At 63.2% G+C, this 20,065-nt stretch carries 17 protein-coding genes; 6 read left to right on the top strand and 11 right to left on the bottom strand.

The features are described 5' to 3' along the window. Nucleotides 1-49: 49 nt before the first annotated feature. Both urtA and HV823_RS05060 read right to left on the bottom strand, forming a co-directional pair. Nucleotides 50-1,342, bottom strand: coding sequence for an urea ABC transporter substrate-binding protein (gene urtA, locus HV823_RS05065; RefSeq protein WP_176948624.1), 1,293 nt, complete (start codon nt 1,340-1,342; stop codon nt 50-52). 219 nt (nt 1,343-1,561) lie between these two features. Then, the gene (locus HV823_RS05060; RefSeq protein WP_097141698.1) at nt 1,562-2,893 is read right to left on the bottom strand and encodes an MFS transporter; all 1,332 of its coding nucleotides are present in this window, start codon (nt 2,891-2,893) and stop codon (nt 1,562-1,564) included. A 180-nt stretch (nt 2,894-3,073) separates the two neighbouring features. Here HV823_RS05060 and HV823_RS05055 point away from each other — a divergent pair, with 180 nt between their 5' ends. From HV823_RS05055 to HV823_RS05035, 6 genes are all read left to right on the top strand, one after another. Next, nucleotides 3,074-3,952 carry a LysR substrate-binding domain-containing protein gene (locus tag HV823_RS05055; protein WP_176948623.1) on the top strand — a complete coding sequence of 293 codons (879 nt, stop codon included), beginning with the start codon at nt 3,074-3,076 and terminating at the stop codon, nt 3,950-3,952. A gap of 84 nt (nt 3,953-4,036) precedes the next feature. Then, nucleotides 4,037-7,426 carry a hybrid sensor histidine kinase/response regulator gene (locus HV823_RS05050; protein WP_176948622.1) on the top strand — a complete coding sequence of 1,130 codons (3,390 nt, stop codon included), beginning with the start codon at nt 4,037-4,039 and terminating at the stop codon, nt 7,424-7,426. After that, the gene (locus HV823_RS05045; RefSeq protein ID WP_176948621.1) at nt 7,419-8,336 is read left to right on the top strand and encodes a response regulator; all 918 of its coding nucleotides are present in this window, start codon (nt 7,419-7,421) and stop codon (nt 8,334-8,336) included. Before HV823_RS05050 ends, HV823_RS05045 begins: the two co-directional genes overlap by 8 nt. 90 nt (nt 8,337-8,426) lie before the next feature. Continuing rightward, nucleotides 8,427-8,561: a hypothetical protein gene (locus HV823_RS27020; protein WP_281373996.1), complete on the top strand. Its 135-nt coding sequence runs from the start codon at nt 8,427-8,429 to the stop codon at nt 8,559-8,561. A 181-nt stretch (nt 8,562-8,742) separates the two neighbouring features. Next, nucleotides 8,743-9,090, top strand: a complete 348-nt coding sequence (locus tag HV823_RS05040) for a hypothetical protein (protein ID WP_246300902.1) — start codon at nt 8,743-8,745, stop codon at nt 9,088-9,090. A gap of 48 nt (nt 9,091-9,138) precedes the next feature. Beyond that, complete coding sequence (locus HV823_RS05035) at nt 9,139-9,483, top strand: hypothetical protein (RefSeq protein ID WP_176948620.1); 345 nt, start codon at nt 9,139-9,141, stop codon at nt 9,481-9,483. 184 nt (nt 9,484-9,667) lie between these two features. Here HV823_RS05035 and HV823_RS05030 read toward each other — a convergent pair whose 3' ends face one another. The 9 genes from HV823_RS05030 to HV823_RS04990 form a co-directional block, all read right to left on the bottom strand. After that, entirely contained in the window at nt 9,668-10,417 is a 750-nt protein-coding gene (locus HV823_RS05030) for a FadR/GntR family transcriptional regulator (RefSeq protein ID WP_246300900.1), read from the bottom strand. 86 nt (nt 10,418-10,503) lie between these two features. Next, complete coding sequence (gene yjfF, locus HV823_RS05025; protein WP_176948618.1) at nt 10,504-11,472, bottom strand: galactofuranose ABC transporter, permease protein YjfF; 969 nt, start codon at nt 11,470-11,472, stop codon at nt 10,504-10,506. Next, nucleotides 11,469-12,491 (bottom strand): ABC transporter permease, encoded by a 1,023-nt coding sequence (locus tag HV823_RS05020; protein ID WP_176948617.1) that lies wholly within the window; start codon nt 12,489-12,491, stop codon nt 11,469-11,471. Before HV823_RS05020 ends, yjfF begins: the two co-directional genes overlap by 4 nt. After that, complete coding sequence (ytfR, locus tag HV823_RS05015; protein WP_176948616.1) at nt 12,488-14,011, bottom strand: galactofuranose ABC transporter, ATP-binding protein YtfR; 1,524 nt, start codon at nt 14,009-14,011, stop codon at nt 12,488-12,490. The genes HV823_RS05020 and ytfR overlap by 4 nt, the downstream gene beginning before the upstream one ends. Before the next feature lie 110 nt (nt 14,012-14,121). Next, nucleotides 14,122-15,084, bottom strand: coding sequence for a galactofuranose ABC transporter, galactofuranose-binding protein YtfQ (ytfQ, locus tag HV823_RS05010; RefSeq protein WP_176948615.1), 963 nt, complete (start codon nt 15,082-15,084; stop codon nt 14,122-14,124). A gap of 243 nt (nt 15,085-15,327) precedes the next feature. Beyond that, complete coding sequence (locus HV823_RS05005) at nt 15,328-16,398, bottom strand: BMP family ABC transporter substrate-binding protein (protein WP_097141708.1); 1,071 nt, start codon at nt 16,396-16,398, stop codon at nt 15,328-15,330. Nucleotides 16,399-16,443: 45 nt separating this feature from the next. Beyond that, entirely contained in the window at nt 16,444-17,364 is a 921-nt protein-coding gene (locus HV823_RS05000) for an ABC transporter permease (RefSeq protein WP_176948614.1), read from the bottom strand. Continuing rightward, a complete protein-coding gene (locus HV823_RS04995) occupies nt 17,365-18,486 on the bottom strand; it encodes an ABC transporter permease (RefSeq protein ID WP_176948613.1) in 1,122 nt (373 codons plus the stop codon). It lies immediately after the preceding gene. Beyond that, a complete protein-coding gene (locus HV823_RS04990; RefSeq protein WP_176948612.1) occupies nt 18,476-20,053 on the bottom strand; it encodes an ATP-binding cassette domain-containing protein in 1,578 nt (525 codons plus the stop codon). Before HV823_RS04990 ends, HV823_RS04995 begins: the two co-directional genes overlap by 11 nt. Nucleotides 20,054-20,065: the final 12 nt, after the last annotated feature.

Genomic DNA, 20,065 nt, shown 5'->3' with positions numbered 1-20,065 from the left:
GCCGGCCACGAAGGCGAACCTTCATGGCCGTCCGATCGAACCTTGCGTGTCAGGAACCCTTGCCGCCGCACTTGCCGGTGGCGACGTTGAAGTTGCCGCACGACATCGGGGCGCGCCAGTCGGAGATCAGGTCCTTCGAATCCGGCAGGTAGTCGGACCATTCGTCGCCGACCACGAGGCCGGGGGTCTCCCAGACGGTCTCGAACTGGCCGTCGGCCTGGATCTCGCCGATCAGCACCGGCTTGGTGATGTGGTGGTTCGGCATCATGGTCGAGTAGCCGCCCGACAGGTTCGGCACCGAGACGCCGATCATCGCGTCGAGCACGGCGTCGGTGTCGGTGGTGCCGGCCTTCTCGACCGCCTTCAGCCACATGTTGAAGCCGATATAATGCGCTTCCATCGGGTCGTTGGTCACGCGCTTGTCGTTCTTCGTGTAGGCCTTCCAGGTCTTGATGAATTCGGCGTTGGCCGGGTTGTCGACGGACTGGAAGTAGTTCCAGGCGGCGAGATGGCCGACGAGCGGTGCAGTATCCAGACCGGCGAGTTCCTCTTCACCGACCGAGAAGGCGACGACCGGGATGTCCTCGGCCTTGACGCCCTGGTTGCCGAGCTCCTTGTAGAAGGGCACGTTGGCATCGCCGTTGATGGTGGAGACGACGGCGGTCTTCTTGCCGGCCGCGCCGAACTTCTTGATGTCGGAGACGATCGTCTGCCAGTCGGAATGGCCGAACGGCGTGTAGTTGATCATGATGTCCTCGGGCGCAACACCCTTGGAAATCAGATAGGCCTCGAGAATCTTGTTGGTGGTACGCGGATAGACGTAGTCAGTGCCGGCGAGAACCCAGCGCTCGACTTCCTCGTTCTCCATCAGATAGTCGACGGCCGGGATCGCCTGCTGGTTCGGGGCAGCGCCCGTGTAGAAGACGTTGCGCTGGCTTTCCTCGCCTTCGTACTGGACGGGATAGAACAGGATCGAGTTGAGTTCTTCGAAGACCGGAAGCACGGACTTGCGCGAAACGGACGTCCAGCAGCCGAACACGGCCGAGACGTCGTTGACGGAGATCAGCTCTCGCGCCTTCTCGGCGAAGAGCGGCCAGTCGGAGGCCGGATCGACGACGACGGCCTCCAGCTTCTTGCCGAGCAGGCCGCCCTTCTTGTTCTGCTCGTCGATGAGCATCAGCATGGCGTCCTTCAGCGTCGTTTCCGAGATCGCCATGGTGCCGGACAGCGAGTGCAGAATGCCGACCTTGATCGTGTCATCGGCCGCGAATGCGCCATTGAGCGCCGTGGTCGAGAGAACGGCAGCAAGAAATGCGCCGGTCAGGCGTGCCTTGATATTCATGTCGGTGAACCCCTCTAGTTCGTAAGGGCAACGGGACGGTTTTGTCTCTTAACCGTTGCTTAAACGATCATCGGGTGTTCGCGCTGCAGTGCACATACGTCATTTGTCGTAGATGGAGGGGAAGAGTGCGCAACGGGGCCGCAAAAACCTCGAATACCGCAAACGGAAAGGCCGGCGTCAGTGACGCCGGCCTCGAAATTCAGAAAGACCTGGACTGCCTCAGTGCGTGCGCAGCTGCGGCGTCGACGCCCGGTCCTTCCAGTCCACGGAAAAGGCAAGGACGCCAGCCAGCAGCATGAAGGCGCCGACCACGAACATCGGCAGCTGGTACAGCCCCGTCGTGTCCTTGAGCACGCCGGTGATGTAGGGAGCAGCGAAGCCCGCCACGTTGCCGATGGTGTTGATCAGCGCGATGCCGGCGGCCGCGGCCGGGCCGGTGAGGAAGCGCGAGGGAATGGTCCAGAAATTCGGCAGCGCCGAGAAGATCGCGCAGGCGGTGATCGTGATCATGAGGATCGTCGTTTCGGGCGACCCCATGAACAGCGCAAGCGGAATGCTGATCGCGCCGATGATGGCGGGCAACCCGACGTGCCAGCCCTTCACGCCCTTCCTGGCGGCAAACTTGCTCCAGAGGTAGATCGATACGGCTGCGGGCAGATACGGGATGGCGGTGATCAGGCCCTTGTCGAAGACGTCGAACTTGGTGCCGAACTTCTCCTCGAAACCCGAGATGATGGTGGGAAGGAAGAAGGCGATCGCATAGAGGCCGTAGATCAGGCCGAAATACAGCGCCGACAACAGCCAGACGCGACGATCGGTCAACGCCAGGCCGGTCATCTTGCCATGCGCGGTTGCCTTGGCCGTGTCTTCACGGGCCAGTTCGCCGGTCAGCCATGCCTTTTCTTCAGCGGTCAGCCACTTCGCGTCTGCCGGCTTGTCGGTCAGGTAGAACCAACTGACGATGCCGACGATGATCGCGGGAAGAGCGACGCCGAAGAACATGATGCGCCAACCTTCGAGGCCGAACATGCCGTGCGCCTGGATCAGCGAGGCGGCCAGCGGCGCGCCGACGACGATGGTGAGCGGCTGCGCCAGGTAGAAGAACGCGAGCACCGTGCTGCGGTGGCGCTGCGGAACCCATGAGCTGAGGAACAGGATCGCCCCCGGGAAGAAGCCCGCTTCGGCGACGCCGAGCAGGAAGCGCAGGACGTAGAGCTGCGGGATCGTGCTGACCCAGGTGAAGAGGATCGCGACGATACCCCAGGTCACCATGATGCGGGCCAGCCAGCGGCGCGCGCCGTATTTGTGAAGCGCCAGATTGCTCGGTACTTCGAGAATGATATAGCCGAAGAAGAAGATACCGGCAGCGAAGCCGAACTGGGCTGCGGTCATGCCCAGATCTTCGGTCATCCCGTTCGGGCCGGCAAACGAGATCGCCGTCCGGTCGAGGAAGTTGATGAAGAACATCAGGGCGATGAAAGGCACCAGCCTTACGGTCACCTTGCGAATGGCCGAACGTTCGACCTCGGTAGTCTGCGTATCAGGCGTCATGAAACCTCCTCCTCACGCATCGATGAAACATGACGGCTCGCGACGCCAGGCGAGCTTCTTGCTCCTCCGAATTGTCTTGCGACGCGTGCCTCCACGGTCGGCTTATGTAAATTTCCAAGGTTTCGGCAATCGATTAAATCTGCTAGTCGCGTGAGAAAAACTCACACGAAAGAACCGAGCATGGCAGCCCTCCCCTCACTGAACGCCCTGCGTGCCTTCGAAGCGGCCGTCCGCCACAGGTCGATGACGCTCGCGGCCAATGAACTTTTCGTCACGCATGGAGCGGTGAGCCGGCAGGTCAAATCGCTGGAGGAAACGCTCGGCGTCAAGCTTCTCGTCAAGAACGCACGGGCGACGGAACCCACACCGGAAGGCGCGCGGCTGGCCGAGGGGCTGGCAAGCGCATTCAAGCTGATCCAGGAAAGCGTGGAGCGCGTTCGCCCCGAGCCGCTGACGCTGTCATGTTCGTCGTCGATCATGATGGGCTGGATTATCCCCAGGATCAGCAATTTCCACGACAAGCACCCCCAGATCGAACTGCAGTTCAACATGAACTACAACCGTGTCGACTTCGCGCGCGACAAGATCGGCATGGCGATCCGCTCGAGCATCATCGATCCGCCACAAGACGCCGTCATCCGACAACTCGGGGTGGAGAACATCGGCCCGGTCTGCGCGCCGGAGTATCTGGAGCAGTTGCGGGACGTCTCCCCCCAAAAACTGGAGGGGGCTTCTCTCCTGGCGACGCGCACGAGGCCTGAAGCCTGGGCGGACTGGCAGACCGTTTGCGGGCTGGATCATCTGTCGCTGCAGCCACGCACGAGCTTCGACCATTTCTATCTTCTCATCCAGGCGGCGGCCTGCGGCCTCGGCATGGCGGTCGTGCCGAAAATGCTGGTGATGGAGCAGCTTTCATCGGGCCGTCTCGTGGCACCGTTCGGCTTCACGCCCGGACCGCGCCGGATCGTGCTGTGGGTGGCGAAGCATCTTGCCAGCCGCGCGGATGCCGTCGCGCTGGAACGCTGGCTTACTGACGAAATGTATGCAAGTTCGATCTGACACGCATTGCCCCTTGCCAAGCGGCGCATTCTGGCAAAGATGCCTGCGGATTGTTCAATTGATCAGGGGCGCCATTTTTTAGGCATGACAGCACGCCAGCGCATCATTCCGGTTCGCCGACAGTACAATCGATGGGTCGCCGACCAGACCCTCGAAGACTATGCGCTGCGCTTCACTGCCAAGAGTGCCCGCCGATTTTCGTCAGAGCGCATATCGCAGACGGCGATCGGCGCCATCTCCTTCCTGGCGCTGGAGGCGATCGGCGGGGCGATCACCATGTCCTACGGGACGACCAACGCCATTGCCGCGATCCTTGTCGCCAGCCTCCTGATCCTGGTGGTGGGCCTGCCGATCAGCCGCTATGCCATTCGCCATGGTGTAGACATCGATCTTCTGACCCGCGGCGCCAGCTTCGGCTACATAGGCTCCACGATCACGTCGCTAATCTATGCGAGCTTCACCTTCATCCTCTTTGCGATCGAGGCGTCGATCATGTCAGGGGCGCTCGAACTGGCGCTCGGCATTCCCCTGTGGATCGGCTACATCATCAGCGCGGTGGCCGTCATCCCGCTCGTCACCTACGGCGTGCGGCTGATTTCGAAGTTTCAGCTCGTGACCCAGCCCTTCTGGATCGTGCTGAACATCCTGCCGTTCGTCTTCATTGCCTTCGCCGACTGGGACAGCTTCGGCGAGTGGCTCGCCTATGCGGGCATCCATCACGCCTCCGGGCCGCCCGGAACGATCGCGCCCTTTCATCTCGTCGAGTTCGGAGCGGCCTCGGCCGTCATCTTCGCGCTGATGGCGCAGATCGGCGAACAGGTCGACTTCCTGCGCTTCCTGCCGCCGGACGGCCAGCGCAAGCTCCGTCACCGCATCGCCGTCTTTCTTGCGGGCTCCGGCTGGGTCGTCGTCGGCGCGCCGAAGCTGATTGCGGGATCGTTCCTGGTCGTGCTGGCCCTCAATGCCGGTGTGCCCTCCACGCAGGCAGCCGATCCGGCGCAGATGTACTACACCGCCTTCGGCTACATGATCCCGTCGGAGACCGCGGCGATGCTGCTGATGGTCGCCTTCGTGGTCGTGTCGCAGTTGAAGATCAACGTGATGAACGCCTATGCCGGCTCGCTGGCGTGGTCGAACTTCTTCTCGCGGCTGACGCACAGCCACCCCGGCCGCGTCATCTGGCTCGTCTTCAACGTGGCGATCGCGTTGCTTTTGATGGAACTCGGCATCTACCGGCTGCTGGAGGAAACACTCGGCATCTTCTCCATCGTCGCCATGGCGTGGCTGTGCACGATCTCGGCCGATCTTTTCGTCAACAAGCCGCTTGGCCTGTCGCCGCCCGGCATCGAGTTCAAGCGCGCCCACCTCTATGACATCAATCCCGTGGGGCTCGGCGCGATGGTGTTCTCCGCGACCATCGCGCTTGTCGCCCATTTCGGCGCGTTTGGCGATATCGCTGCCTCCCTCGCCCCCTATATCGCCGCCTTGGCAGCCTTCGTCGCCTCGCCGCTGATCGCTTGGTGGACGGACGGCAAATACTACCTCGCCCGCAAGCCGCGGCGGAACTGGCACCTCGAAAGCACAATCACCTGCGAGATCTGCGAACATCCGTTCGAGCCGGAGGACATGGCCTGGTGTCCCGCCTATGCCGCACCGATCTGCTCGCTCTGCTGCTCGCTGGACAGCCGCTGCCACGACATGTGCAAGCCGAAGGCACGCTTCCACGCGCAGGCCGCCTTCGTGGCGCGCTCCGTCCTGCCCGAACCCGTCATCGCCAAGCTGACGACGCGGCTCGGCCGCTACGCGATGTCGGCGGTCCTCTCGATTGCCTGCATCGGCGTCATTCTTGCCATGATCGCGCACCAGGCCGGCAGCGCTTCGCCGGAGACGGCGACGGTGGTGGAGCAGACCGTCGCGATCGTCTTCTTCGTTTTTGCCGTGGTCGCCGGCGTCGCCTGTTGGTTCTACGTGCTCGCCCACGACAGCAGGGTGGTCGCGGAGGAGGAATCCTCGCGCCAGAACACGCTACTGCTGAAGGAGATCGCGGCCCACAAGAAGACCGACGCAGCGCTTCAGGACGCCAAGGAGGCCGCCGAGGCCGCAAACCGCGCCAAGAGCCGCTACGTCGTGGGCCTCAGCCACGAATTGCGCACGCCGCTGAATGCCGTTCTCGGCTATGCGCAGGTGCTGGAACGCGACGACAGCATCCCCGCACCGCGCCAGTCGGCGATCAAGGTGATCCGGCGCAGCGCCGAGCACCTCTCCGGGCTGATCGACGGCCTGCTCGACATTTCGAAGATCGAGGCCGGCAAGCTGCAGGTCTATTCGAACGAGATCAACATCCACGATTTCCTCGACCAGATCGTCGACATGTTCCGGCCACAGGCGCAGGCGAAGGGCGTCGCCTTCGAGCATGTCCGCAGCCCCTCCCTGCCAAAGTTCGTGCGCACCGACGAAAAGCGGCTGCGGCAGATCCTCGTCAACCTCGTCTCGAACGCGCTGAAATTTACCGACAGCGGCCACATCCGTCTCGACGTCGCCTATCGCAGCCAGGTCGCGACCTTCACCATCGAGGACACCGGACGTGGCATCGCGGAGAAAGACCTGCCGCGCATCTTCGACCCGTTCCAGCGGGGCGAAGCAGAGCATCTGGGCCGCATGCCCGGCCTCGGGCTGGGCCTGACGATCACCCGCCTCCTGACCCAGACGCTGGGCGGCGAAATCTCGGTCACGAGCGCCAGAGACCGGGGAACGACGTTCCGGGTGCGCCTGATGCTCTCCGCAGTCTCCCGCCCGCAGCCGCTGGTCGAGCCGGCACGCAAGATCCTGGGCTATGGCGGACCGCGCCGCAGCGTGCTTGTCGTTGATGACAACGAGGATCACCGCCAGCTGATGCGCGAGGCGCTGGAGCCCATCGGCTTCAACCTGCTTTCCGCCCGCGATGGCGGCGAGTGCCTGTCGCTCGTGGAAGCGATCAGGCCGGATCTCTTCCTGATCGACATCTCTATGCCCGGCATGAGTGGCTGGGAACTGGTCGTCCGACTGCGGGAAGCCGGGCAAGCGGCACCGATCGTCATGCTTTCCGCCAATATCGGCGACGGCTCCACCCAGGGGCCGGCGGGCGGTCATGACGACACCCTCGCCAAGCCCTTCGCCCTCGGGCAGCTCTATGACAAGCTGGCGCTGCACCTGAAGCTGGACTGGACCTATTCCGTCGAAAGCACAAAGACGCCCGCGCCCAGTTCGCTTCAACGGATCATCCGTCCAGCCCCGTCCCATGTTGCCGAACTGATCAGGCTCGGAGAGATCGGCTATGTCAGGGGTATTGAGGCCAAGCTCGCGGAGATTGCGAGCGAGCCGGAGCACAGGCCCTTTGCCGACGCCTTGCGTGATTATGTTCGCGCCTTCGATCTTTCGGGGTATGACGCCTTCCTGAAGAATACCGGCGAAGAGAGGATCGGCCCGCGTGACTGAGACACCCGCACCGCGCGACATCGTGCTGCTCGTGGACGATTCCCCCGAGGCGCTCGGCTTTCTGACCGAAGCGCTGGAGCAGTCCGGCTTTTCCGTGCTGATCGCAACCTCCGGCGCCTTCGCCCTCGGGATCGTCGACCGCATCACGCCCGATATCATTCTTCTCGATGCCGTCATGCCGGGCATGGACGGTTTCGAGACCTGCCAGCGCCTCAAGGCCAACCCCGCCGTCAGCCAGACGCCGGTCGTCTTCATGACCGGGCTGACGGAGACGGAGCACGTCGTCCGCGCGCTCGAGGCCGGCGGCGTCGACTACCTGACCAAACCGATCAATATCGACGAGCTGCGCGCACGCATTCGCGTCCACCTCACCAACGCACGATCCGCGCAGAGTGCCCGCGTCGCGCTGGATGCGGCCGGCCGCCATCTGCTGGCGGTGCGCGCCGACGGCAAGGTTCGCTGGTCGACCCCGCAGGCCACCCGCCTCGTGAATGCCGCGACGGGCACGGACGACGGGCTGGAGGCCGTCAGCGCAGATATTGGCCGATGGATGAAGGAACGCGATGCGATTGCAGGCGACGGCAGCTTCACCATCCACCAGACCGGCCAGTCGAACCTGCAGCTCGCCTATCTCGGCTCGATCGGCCCCGACGAATACCTGTTCCGGCTCAGCACCGAGAGCAGGCTCCGCGACGACGAGATTCTCCGCCAGCATTTTTCACTCACGCAGCGCGAATCCGAAGTGCTCCTGTGGATCGCCAAGGGCAAGGCAAACCGGGACATCGGGGAAATTCTGGGCCTGAGCGCACGCACCGTGACCAAACATCTCGAGCAGATCTATGTGAAGCTCGGCGTCGAGAACCGCGCTTCCGCCGCGGTCAAGGCGACGCACGTCCTGCACGCGGTGTAGAAGGCGGCATCCTCGCCCGAAGAGCGGAACCTGCATCCGCTTTCCGTCGTTCCCCGAGACATGCTATTGTCCGTCGGGGAGGAATACGGGATGGAAAACTTTCTTGCATTGTTTGCCGTCGTTGTGGGATCGGCCGCTCTCGGCCTGATCCTTGCCTATCTCATGCGGCGGCAGCGCGACCACCATCGGCCTCAACATCACGACGAGGTGACGCCGCCTTTCTAGGCCGCCTGCCCGACCTGCAGCGATCCGTCGCGACCAAATCCTCCAGGCTGGCGCTGGCGCGTACGACAGGCCTTGACGATTTAATCGCGCAAAGGAAACATGCGGGTTCGGAGCGCTGGCAATTACGTGCCTGCCACATTCGATACGCCTGGCAAAACCGATCCTACGACAACGATCTGGGATGCGTATGGACAAAAGCGAGCATCCTGACGACGAGACGAGCGTCGATGTACTGTTCCGGAACGGCAACCTGACCGTATTCGGCATCGTGCTCGCCTTCTCTCTCGGCTTCCTCAACACCTGGACGAACAATCCGAACGACTGGCAGGTCACCGATCTGCCGACGCTTGCCCTCATCGCCGGTGGCATCGTCTTTCCGGCGTCCGCGCTTTGGCGACTCCTGCAGCGGGATTCCCTGAAGGCGAGCGTCTTTGCGAGCGGCAACCGGCGCTTTGCGATCGGACTTGCCCTGACGAGTATCGGCATGATGCTGGCGATCTGCGTCGATATCGGTCACATGCTGCTTTGAGCGCTGCCCGCACTCGACAGGGTAACGGCGCTATGCAAGACTGCGGTCATGATCGAGAGCAGCGATATCGAAGTCGAAGACGAGCGCCTGAAACTGCTGGCGGAACTGGCGCAGTCCAGGCGAACCACCCCCGGTGAGCTGATCGCGCGTAACGCCTCCGGCACCAGGGCCTTTCACGAGGCGACGCATACCGCCTCGATCGTTCTCGACCTCGTCGACCAGCATCTCCTGCATCATCCCGCCATCGCCGCAAATCCGGAATGGTTCCGTTTTGCCTCGCGCGCCAGCGAAGCGCTGTTCAATCTCTACCAGTCGCTGGGAGAAGCCCAGTTGGACACGCATCACGACGACGGCATGCGGCCCGAGGACCTGAACGCCAGCAACGACGATTGAGCGATCAGCGATCGCGCCCGGATGTGCTTGAAGCGTCGGAGTCCGTCTCTACAATCTGCGCCAAAAACGGGCTCAGTTCTCTCATCTCGACTATAAAGTGGCTGCGCGCTGTTCGCACGCTTCACCTCTTTGATTGTACGTATCTGGATACGCAAAACCGAGCCACGTTCTTGCGCGATCTGCTTTAAGCGCGCCGGTTTTCGCCGAGCGCATCCACAACACGCTCGCGGCCGACGCGGATGACGTTCTCCATCGCGCGACGCGCGCCCTCCTCGTCGCGCCGGCGGATTTCCTCGACGATGCGGATATGGGACGCGGCAACGTCGTCGATCTTGCTTCGGTCGCGCGCGGGCGAGCTCAGCCGGAACACGCCGACCAGGGCGGCCTCGATCAGACTGCCGATCGTGCGGAAGAACGGATTGCGCGAGGCGTCGAGCACGCTGAGATGGAATTTCAGATCGGCCATCGCCAGCGTTTCGGCCGTATGCTCCGGGTCGCCCATGGCGACAGCGAGGCGCATCATGTGGCTGATGTCGGCATCGGTCGCATAGCGCGCGGCAAGAATGGCCGCATGCGGCTCGAACGCCAGGCGCACCTCACTGAGGTCGAGCAGGAACGCCTCGTCCACCCCCTTCACGAGCTGCCAGGTGAGGATGTCGGTATCAAACAGGTTCCACTGCGCCCGCGGCGTCACGCGCGTCCCGATGCGGGCCCGGGGCACGACCAGCCCCTTGGCCGCAAGCGTCTTCATCGCTTCACGCAGTACCGTCCGCGACACCTTGAAGCGGACCGCCAGTTCGGCGTCGCCCGGCAGCGTCGTGCCCACGGGAAACTCGCCCGCGACAATGGCGCGGCCAAGTTCGTTGACCACCTGTGCGTGGCTGGTGCGCGTGTTGGCGCCGGTGATGACGGTTTCAAGCAGACCCTTGCGCAATCGAAGCTGTCCTATCCTTACCGGGCCCTGGCTGCATCGCATGCCGCCATGGCCTATGATCGGCTCGCGCCGGAAACGTCAACTCGTCAGGCGAAACGCCTCTTGTTCTTCGACAGATAAAGAAAGCCCTTCTGCAACAGGATGAACCCGAACAGCAGCAGGCCGATCAGTATCTTCGTCCACCAACTGGAAAGCGAGCCGTCGAACGTGATGTAGGTCTGGATCAGGCCCATGATGAGGATGCCGATCAGGGTCCCCCCCACGAAGCCGGAACCGCCCGTCAGAAGGGTCCCCCCAATGACCACCGCTGCAATCGCATCGAGTTCGACCCCGACCGCAGACAGCGAGTAGCCGGCTGACGTATAGAGCGAGAAGACGATTCCCGAAAGCCCGGCAAGGAAGCCGGAAAGGGCATAGATCTCGATGGTCGTCCGCGCGACCGGCACCCCCATCAGGCGGGCTGTCTGCACGCCGCCGCCGAGCGCATAGACATTGGCGCCAAAGCGCGTGCGGTGCGCGATCAGGATGCCGAGCACGAAGACGAGCAGCATCAGCCCGCCGATGAGCGTGATCCGCCCCCCGCCCGGCAGACGATAGTAGAACCCCTTCATGACGGCATAGAACGGGTGCTTGATCGGCACGGAATCGATCGACAGCACGAAGGCCATCCCGCGCGCCAGGAACATTCCCGCCAGCGTCACGATGAAGGGCGGCATCTCGAGATGGTGGATGATCGCCCCCATCACGCCGCCGAACAGGGTCGCAATCCCGAGCGCAAGCATGAAGACGACGAGCGGATGCAGGCCGGTGTTCTCCAGCACGACGGCAATGAAGACACCGGTGAAGGCAATGACGGAACCGATCGAAAGGTCGATCCCGCCGGACAGGATGACGAACGTCATGCCGACGGCGGCAATGCCGAGAAAGGCATTGTCAGTGAGCAGGTTGCCTATGACGCGCGTCGACAGCATGTTCGGGTACTGCAGGAAGCAGAGCGCGTAGGCGGCAAGGAAGATGGCGACCGTCGCGGCCAGCGGAACATAGCGCGGGTTCATTTCGCCTCCTGCTTGACTGCCGCCTCGCGGGAACCGGAACGACCAAACCATGCGGACAGGTCGCGAACGCGCGGGGACTGGACGACGAGGATCAGAACGATGATCGCCGCCTTGATGATCAGGTTGAACTCAGGCGGGAAGCCGGAGAGAAGGATGCCGGTGTTGATCGCCTGGATGATCATGGCGCCGAGCAGCGAGGCGGCGATGCTGAAGCGACCGCCGAGCAACGAGTTGCCGCCGACCACGACCGCCAGAATCGCGTCCAGCTCCAGCCAGAGGCCGGCATTGTTGGCGTCGGCCCCCTTGATGTCGGCTGCGGCGATGACGCCGGCGATCGCGGCGCACAGCCCGCTCAGGATATAGGCGGCAATCAGCAGCACCCCGGTGGAAACGCCGGAAAGCGTGCTGGCGCGGCGATTGATGCCGAGCGCCTCGACCAGCATGCCGAGCGCCGTCCGCCGTACGAGCAGCGTGATGGCGACGCCGAAGGCAAGCCAGATCACCACCGGCATCGGCAGGCCGAGGAACGAACCACTGCCGATGAAGATCAGGCCGGGGTGATTGAATGTGAGGATGGCGCCTTCGGTGATCAATTGGGCGATGCCTCGGCCCGCCACCATCAGCACCAGCGTGGCGATGATCGGCTGGATATCCAGCACGGCGACGAGAATGCCGTTCCACAGGCCGCAGAGCATCCCGACGGCGAGCGCAAGCGCCAATGTGTAGACCAGTGAATGGCCGGACGTGATGGAGGCGGCGGCAACTGCGCCGCAGATCGCCATCACCGCGCCGACCGACAGATCGATACCCCGCGTGGCGATCACGATCGTCATGCCGATCGCAAGCAGCGCCACGGGTGCACCGCGGTTGAGAACGTCGATGAGACTGCCGTAGATACGGCCGTTCTGCATCTGCAGCGTGAGAAAATCGGGAAACGCCAGCGAAATCAGCAGGACGACCGCGATCAGAACGACGATCTGCGGAGCCAACCGCAGGAGGTGCGACTTCAGCGCGTTCATTGCCCGGCCTCGTGCTTGTCGGCGACCGCAATCGCCTCGACGATATGCGACGTGGTGACTTCCTCGCCGACGAGTTCGGACACATGCGCGCGATCGCGCAACACGATGACGCGCCGGCTATAGGCGACCAGTTCGTCCAGTTCGGATGAAATGACGATCAGCGACATGCCCTGTTCACAAAGACTTTCGATGAGGCGGATGATCTCGGCGTGCGCGCCGACATCGATGCCGCGCGTCGGTTCGTCGAGGATGAGAAATTCCGGATTGGTGGCCAGCCAGCGCGCAAGGATTGCCTTCTGCTGGTTGCCGCCGGAAAGCAGCCGGATGGGCTTTTCGCGATCGGAGGTGCGGATGTCGAGGGCGGTAATGTAGCGGTCGGCAAGCCGATCCTGCTCGGCCCTCGGTATCGGCCGCGCCCAGCCGCGACGGGCCTGAAGGGCCAGCACGATGTTCTCGCGCACCGAGAGATCGCCGATGATGCCGTCGGTCTTGCGGTCCTCCGGGCAGAAGCCGAACCGGTGGCGGATGGCGGTGCGGGGAGACGATATCTCGACGGACTTTCCATCCACCTCGGCCGTGCCGCTGTCGGCCTTCTGGGCGCCGAAGAGGATCTCAGCGGTCTCGGTGCGTCCCGACCCGAGCAGGCCGGCGATGCCGACCACCTCGCCCTTGCGCACCTCCAGATCGAACGGCTCGATGTGTCCCTTGCGGCCGTAGCCACGGAAACGATAACGCACCGCCCCTTCGGCGGCCTGTGCGTTCCCCGCCTGCTTGATCTCTTCGCCGAGTTCGCGTCCGAGCATCATGGCGATCAGTTCGCGTCGCGGCAATGCTGCCGCATCGCGCGTGCCGACCAGTTGCCCGTTGCGCAACACCGTTATGCGGTCGCAGATCGCATAGACCTGCTCAAGGAAATGGGTGATGAAGATGACGCCAAGCCCCTGGCTTTTCAGCCTGCGGACGATCGCAAACAGCATCTCGACCTCATGGGCGTCGAGGCTGGCGGTCGGCTCGTCCAGGATCAGCACCTTGCCGGACAGATCGACGGCGCGGGCAATCGCAACGACCTGCTGCACGGCGACCGAGCAACTGGAGAGTTCCGCCCTGACATCGATATCGAGCGCGTAGCCGGAAAGAAGCGCCTTCGCCCGCCGGTTCATCTCGGCCGCATCGACAAGACCGAAGCGTCTGGGCTGGCGCCCGAGGAACAGGTTCTCGGCGACCGTGAGGTTCGGCAGGAGATTGACCTCCTGATAGACCGTGCCGATGCCGAGCCGCTGTGCCTCGAAGGTGTCGCGCGGATCAATATCGGCACCGTCGAGGACGAGCTTGCCGCCATCGCGCCTGTATGCGCCGGTGATGCACTTGACCAGTGTGGATTTGCCCGCGCCATTCTCTCCGAGCAGCGCATGAACCTCGCCGCGTCGTAGCTGGAAATTGACGTTGTTGAGGGCCTTCGCGCCGGGAAAGACCTTTTCGATCCCCGTTGCTGACAGAATGATGTCGTCGTTGCCTTGCATTGTCCCTGCCCGAACCGATCGTTGCCCGACACGCGGCAAATGCCGACGCGCCAGCCATCAACGAGAATGTCCTGCCGCCGCATTCGCGCGGCGGCGAGAGCTGGGAGAGATCAGTAACCGAGGCCCTTCTTCTCCTCGTAGACCTTCATCGGATCGTCCTTCTGGGTATAGAGCTTCGATTCCGTCTGGATCCACTTGGGCGGCACGGTGCCGTCCTTCTTGTAGGCGGCGAGCGCGTCGAAGGCGGGACCTGCCATGTTCGGCGTCAGTTCTACCGTGGCATTGGCCTCGCCAGCTGCCATGGCCTGGAAGATATCCGGAACGGCGTCGATGGAAACGACGAGGATATCGGTGCCAGGCTTGAGGCCGGCTTCCTTGATCGCCTGGATGGCGCCCACGGCCATGTCGTCATTATGGGCGTAAAGCGCGCAGATGTCCTTGCCGCCGTTTTCGGCCTTCAGGAAGCTCTCCATCACTTCCTTGCCCTTGGTACGGGTGAAGTCGCCGGTCTGGCTTCGGACGATCTTCAGGTTATCATTGCCGCTGAGCGCCTGTTCGAAGCCCTTCTTGCGGTCGATCGCCGGCGAGGAGCCGGTCGTTCCCTGAAGCTCGACGACGTTGCAGGGCTTGCCGGCAACGGTATCGACCAGCCACTTGCCGGCCACATTGCCCTCATGGACGAGATCCGACGTCACGGCGGTCAGATAGAGGTCTTCCGACGCATCGACGGTGCGGTCAAGCAGGACGACGGGGATTTCCGCATCCTTGGCCTCAGTCAGCACGTCGTCCCACCCGGTCGCCACGACGGGAGCGACGAGAATGGCGTCGACGCCCTGCGCGATGAAGGAGCGGATCGCCTTGATCTGGTTTTCCTGCTTCTGCTGTGCGTCGGCGAATTTCAGGTCGATGCCACGGCTTTCCGCCTGCTGTTTCGTCAGCGTGGTCTCCGCCGCGCGCCAGCCGGATTCCGAGCCGATCTGTGAAAATCCGACGGTCATATCGGCGGCGGATGCCGAACCGAACATGCAGGCAGCCAAAATCGTGGCACTCGCGAGTGCGGTCTTCAATGTCATGATGTCCTCCCAAACAAGGCTGCTCCTCAGCAGCTGAAGCAAGTAAAAATCATATTGTAATACTATTGTAAACTCAATTTTCCGCCCCGGAGCAAAATTCGCACGGCACAATTCCAGCGCGATTATTTTGCAATGCAGCAACCCCATGCGTACATACGAAAAGACCCCGGACGCCAATGGCCTACGGGGTCTTTTTCTCAACTATTCCAGGGCGTTGCAGTGCACAGGCACCGCATGGGCCAGTTACTGCGGCAGCTTGTCGTCAACGCCGGCGATGTAGAAGTTCATGCCGAGCAGAACGCCGTCTTCCGGCTTCTCGCCGTCCTTCAGCCATTCGGACCCGTCCTGCTTCTTGATCGGGCCGGTGAAGGGATGCAGTTCGCCGGAGCGAATCTTCGCCTCGGTGTCTTCAGCCATCTTCTTCACGTCGTCGGGCATGTTGGTGTACGGCGCCATGGTCAGGATGCCGTCCTTCAGGCCGTCCCAGACCTGCTCGGACTTCCAGGTGCCGTCGAGCAGTTCCTTGGTGCGCTTGATGTAGTAGGCGCCCCAGGTATCGACGATCGCCGTCAGCTGCGTTTCCGGACCGGCCTTGATCATGTCGGAGGCCTGGCCGAAGGCCTTGATGCCGCGTTCGGCGGCGACCTGCATCGGCGCGGTCGTGTCGGTGTGCTGCGTCAGGATGTCGACGCCCTGGTCGATCAGCGCCTTGGCGGCATCGGCTTCCTTGCCGGGGTCGAACCAGGTGTTGGCCCAGATCACCTTGACCTTGAAGTCAGGGTTCACCGACTGCGCGCCGTGGACGAAGGCGTTGATGCCCATCACCACTTCCGGAATCGGGAAGGACGCGATGTAGCCGGCAACGCCCTTCTGCGACATCTTCGCGGCGATCTGGCCCTGGATGTAACGGCCTTCATAGAAGCGCGAGTTGTAGGTGGCGACGTTCGGAGCGGACTTGAAGCCGGTGGCATGCTCGAACTTCACGTCGGGGAACTTTTCGGCGACCTTGATGGTGGCGTCCATGAATCCGAACGAGGTGGTGAAGACCAGCGCGCAGCCGGAACGGGCCATGCGCTCGATGGCGCGTTCGGCATCCGGGCCTTCCGGTACGCTTTCGAGGAACGGCGTCTCGATCTTGTCGCCGAACTCGGCCTGCAGCGCCTGGCGGCCGATGTCATGGGCCTGCGTCCAGCCGCCGTCGGTCTTGGAGCCGACATAGATGAAGCAGATCTTGGTCTTGTCCTGGGCGCTTGCGGAAGCGGCAAAGCCGAGAACCGCGGCCGAGGTGGCGAGTGCGAGTAGCAGTTTTTTCATTTTGACCCCTGTAGGTTGAGACTTGTTTTTCCCATCGCTTCTTCTTCACCGGTCCGGCACGAAAGGCTTGCCGAGCGATGCTGGCGTGTTGATCAACGTCATTCGCCGATTGTGCGATATCAGAACGAGGACGACAACAGTCGCGATGTAAGGAAGCGCGGACAGGAACTGGGAGGGAATGCCGAGGCCGAGCGCCTGGGCATGCAACTGGCTGATGGAGACGGCGCCGAACAGGTAGCCGCCGGCCAGCACCCGCCACGGCCGCCAGGAGGCGAAGACGACGAGCGCGAGCGCGATCCAGCCGCGACCGGCCGACATGTTCTCCACCCATTGCGGCGTGTAGACGAGCGAGAGCTGCGCACCGGCGAGCCCCGCGCAGGCGCCCCCGAACAGCACGGCCAGATAGCGCGTCCGGATAACCCCGATGCCGAGCGCGTGGGCCGAGGCGTGGTTGTCGCCGATCGCGCGGATCTTGAGGCCGGCGCGGCTCCTGAACAGGAACCAGTTGACCCCGATCACCAGCGCGATCGAGATATAGAAGATCAGGTCCTGCTTGAAAAGCAGCGGCCCGAGATAAGGGATTTCCGACAGTCCGGGAATGGCGATCGGCGGCAGCTTGGTGCCGGACATGCCGACATAGGCCTCGCCGATCTGGCCGGAAATGCCGAGGCCGAGGATGGTGAGCGCAAGCCCCGTCGCCACCTGGTTTGCCACCAGCGTCAGCGTGAGGAAGCCGAACAGGAGCGAGAAGAGCGCGCCGCCGCCGATGCCGGCAAGAATGCCGACATAGGGCGAGCCGGTCGCCTGCGTCGCCGCGAAGGCCAGCACCGCGCCCATGATCATCATGCCCTCGACGCCGAGATTGAGCACGCCGGCGCGCTCGGTGACGAGTTCCCCGATTGCGGCGAGCACCAGCGGCGTGGCGGCGGTGACGACGGTCAGAAGGATCGCTTCGATGATACCCATTTACTCAGCCCCGCCCTGTACGGCGCCCTGTACAGCCCCCTGTCCGACCGCCGCGGTCCGCCCGGGAAAGACGAGCCGGATCTTGTAGAGGATCAGCGTATCGCAGGAGAGCACGAAGAACAGCAGCAGCCCCTGGAACACGCGGGTCACCTTGTCGGACACCGTCAGCGTCAGTTGCACGGCCTCGCCGCCAACATAGGTCAGCGCCAGAAACAGGCCCGCGGCGATGATCCCCAGAGGATTCAGCCGCCCGAGGAAGGCGACGATGATGGCGGTGAAGCCGTAGCCCGGCGAGATGATCGGCTGCAACTTGTTGATGTTGCCGCTGACTTCGGAAATGCCGGCAAGGCCCGCGAGCGCGCCCGACAGGAGCATCGAAAACCAGATCATCCGGCGAGAGGAGAAGCCGGCGAAACGCCCCGCCCGCTCCGACTGGCCAAGCACGGTGATCTCGAAGCCCTTCAGCGTGTAGCGCATCATGAACCAGATCAGCAGTGCGGCGACGATCGCAAAGACGAAGCCGAGATTGGTCCGGCCGGAATCGAGGATTTCCGGGAGAATGGCTTCAGGCGTAAAATTGCGCGTCACCGGGAAATTGTAGCCCTCGGGGCTGCGCCAGGGGCCACGCACGATCCAGTCGAGGAAGAACTGGGCGACATAGACCAGCATCAAACTGGACAGGATTTCGTTGGTGTTCAGGTTCGCCTTCAGAAAGGCCGGAATGGCCGCATAGAGCGCGCCGCCGACCATCCCGAAAATCAGCATCAACGGCAGCACAAGCGGCGAATGCCATTCATGGAACACGACCGGGACGATGGAGCCGGCGATGGCACCCATGATGAACTGGCCCTCGGCGCCGATGTTCCAGTTGTTGGAACGATAGCAGATCGACAGCCCGACGCCGATCAGGATCAGCGGCGCCGCCTTGATGGCAATCTCGTGCAGCGACCAGACGTCCAGCAGCGGCTCGACGAAGAAGCTGTAGAGCGCACTGACGGGATCCTTGCCGAGCAGCCAGAACATGATGCCGCCGGCGATCACGGTCAGAACGAGCGCGATGAAGGGCGAAAGCACGGCATAGAGCACCGATGCCTGGGGCCGCTTTTCAAGTTCAATGCGCATGCGCGGCCTCCGTCAAAGCTTCCGGCTGCCCTTGCAGGCCGCCCATCAGCAGGCCGATCTTCTCGCGCGACAGCGCAATTGCCGGGTAAATGTCGGACAGCCGTCCCTCGCTGATGACGGCGACCTCGGTCGCGACCTCGAAGATCTCGTCGAGATCCTGGCTGATGACGAGCACGGCCGAACCGCTTTTCGCGAGATCCACCAACGCCTGGCGGATGCGGCTTGCGGCACCGGCATCGACACCCCAGGTCGGCTGGTTGACGATGAGGACGGCAGGCTGGCGGTCCAGTTCGCGGCCGACGATATATTTCTGCAGGTTGCCACCGGAGAGCGACCCCGCCGTCGGATCGTCGCCGCTCTTGCGCACGTCCATCGCCTCGGAGATGCGGCGGGAGGCGAGCCGCACGGCAACGTATTTGATAACGCCGAGCACGCCGCCGCCGAGAAAGGCCTTGCGGTCCGACTGGTTGCGCGCGAGCACGAGATTGTCGGAGAGCGACATGCCGGTGACGGCGGCATGTCCGTGGCGCTCTTCGGGAACGAAGCCGGCGCCGAGAAGGCGACGCGCGGTGATGCCCTGCTGGCCGACCGGACGCTGTCGTATCAGCACCGCGTTCGGGTCGGCGACGGCATATTCCCCGGAAAGCGCGTCGAACAGTTCGCCCTGCCCGTTGCCGGCCACGCCGGCGATCGCCAGCACCTCGCCGGCATGCACCTTGAGCGAGACGTCCTTCAGTGACACGGCGAACGGGGTGCGCGCCGGCACGTCGAGATGGCGCGCCTCGAGCAGTACGTCGCCCTTGGTGTTCGTTCCGGCGGCGCTGACATGCGGCACGTCGGCGCCGACCATCATGCGGGCAAGCGAAGCGGCGGTCTCTTTCTTCGGATCGCAGGCACCGGTGACCTTGCCGTGACGCAGTACGGTGGCGCGGTCGCAGATACGCTGGACCTCCTCCAGCCGGTGGCTGATGTAGAGGACCGATCGTCCCTCCGCGCGCAGCTTGAACAGCGTCTCGAACAGACGATCCGCTTCCTGCGGCGTCAGCACGGAGGTGGGCTCGTCGAGGATGATGAGCTGCGGGTTCTGCAGGAGCGCGCGGACGATTTCGATGCGCTGGCGCTCGCCGACGGAGAGATCGGCGACATGCGCCTTCGGATCGAGCGGCAGACCATAGGCACGCGACAATTCCGCCGCCCGCTCGGCCACGCGCGCCAGCGGTATCGTCCCGTCCAGCGAAAGCGCTATGTTTTCGGCGACCGTCAACGCCTCGAACAGCGAGAAGTGCTGAAAGACCATGCCGATGCCGAGCTTTCGGGCCGCACTCGGACTTGCAATGGACACCGCCTCGCCGCGCCAGGAGATCTGGCCGCTGGTGGGCGCAAGCACGCCGAACAGCATCTTGACAAGCGTCGATTTACCGGCGCCGTTCTCGCCAAGCAGAGCATGAATCTCGCCAGGCTGGATATCCAGGTCGATGCCGTTGCATGCAGCGAACGTGCCGAACAGCTTCGTGAGGTTGCGGACAGCCAGCAACGGCCTCTCCGCGGACGCTCCAGCGACTGACACTATGCCCCTCTC

The organism is Mycoplana rhizolycopersici, from assembly GCF_013378445.1.
Lineage (GTDB): Bacteria > Pseudomonadota > Alphaproteobacteria > Rhizobiales > Rhizobiaceae > Mycoplana > Mycoplana rhizolycopersici.
This window is presented reverse-complemented; position numbering and strand designations above follow the sequence as displayed.